The organism is Methylobacterium longum, assembly GCF_022179385.1.
GTDB classification, from domain to species: Bacteria; Pseudomonadota; Alphaproteobacteria; order Rhizobiales; family Beijerinckiaceae; genus Methylobacterium; species Methylobacterium longum.
This window is the reverse complement of the sequence record NZ_BPQS01000170.1, coordinates 1-602: the sequence shown is the minus strand read 5'-3', so window position 1 is coordinate 602 and position 602 is coordinate 1. Positions and strand designations below refer to the sequence as shown.

Genomic DNA, 602 nt, shown 5'->3' with positions numbered 1-602 from the left:
GTAAGCGCTGTCTGGGCGGCACCTTCCGGCAGGCGGTGTGAAGGCGGCATACGGAGCGGAATGGGAGCTCCGTCACATGTCGATGTCAGGGCGTATGGCTATGTCGGAGCCGATCCGGCGTCTGGAGCTGTTCACCGGGGCCGGCCGGCGGCGCACGTGGTCGGATGAGGAAAAGGCCGCCATCGTCGCCGAGAGTGATGGGCCGGGCACCTCGATCAGCGCGGTGGCACGCCGGCATGGATTAAGCGCCTCGCAGCTGTTCACGTGGCGGCGCCTGGTTCGTCAGGCTGGGCGGCACGAGGACCGGACCACACTGCGGTTCGTGCCGGCCGTGCTGAGTGTGGGCCCGCAGGAGCCGACGTCTGCCGAGATGAGCCCCGAGTTGAGGGAGCGATGCGGCTGCCACAGCATTGAAGTTGAGATCGCAGGCGCCACGGTCCGTATCGCTCAGGGCGCGAGCACGGTTCAGATCGCCGCGGTGATCCGAGCGCTGAAGGCTTGCCCATGATCGGGCCGTCCGGCGCGGTGCGCGTGATGCTGGCCACCCGGCCCGTGGACTTCCGCAAGGGCATGGACGGGCTGGCCGCTCTGGTCCGGGACGC

Annotated in this window: 2 protein-coding genes; both read left to right on the top strand. The window is 68.9% G+C overall.

Annotated elements, in window-relative coordinates; genetic code table 11:
* Positions 1-100 precede the first annotated feature (100 nt).
* Positions 101-508 (top strand): IS66-like element accessory protein TnpA, encoded by a 408-nt coding sequence (tnpA, locus tag MFF58_RS31940; RefSeq protein ID WP_238294348.1) that lies wholly within the window; start codon positions 101-103, stop codon positions 506-508.
* Positions 505-602 (top strand): IS66 family insertion sequence element accessory protein TnpB (tnpB, locus tag MFF58_RS31935; RefSeq protein ID WP_238294351.1); only part of this gene is annotated, 98 nt, incomplete at its 3' end. The genes tnpA and tnpB, both read left to right, overlap by 4 nt.